General features: G+C 66.2%; 1 pseudogene. It reads left to right on the top strand.

Features of this window, described 5'->3' with window-relative positions:
• Positions 1 to 263 (top strand): annotated as a pseudogene (locus QSV46_RS40035) (precorrin-6A synthase (deacetylating)); the annotation flags it as partial.

Genomic DNA, 263 nt, shown 5'->3' with positions numbered 1-263 from the left:
ATCCCGAGCAGCTCACGCTTGCTGCGATCCGCGCGATCAATGCGGCTGACCTGGTGCTGATTCCGCGCAAAGGTGCCGCGAAGTCCGATCTCGCCGACCTGCGCCGGCTGATTTGTGCGCAAGCCTTGACGAACAGCCGCACGCGCGTTGCTGAGTTCGACCTGCCCGTTCGCGGCACCGCGCAGGAGCCCTACCGCAAGGGAGTGGAGGAATGGCACGACGCCGTCGCCGTGACCTGGTCCCGGGCAATTGCGGCGTATCTC

Origin of the sequence: Bradyrhizobium cosmicum, assembly GCF_032290525.1 — a bacterium.
Lineage (GTDB): Bacteria > Pseudomonadota > Alphaproteobacteria > Rhizobiales > Xanthobacteraceae > Bradyrhizobium > Bradyrhizobium cosmicum_A.
This window is presented reverse-complemented; position numbering and strand designations above follow the sequence as displayed.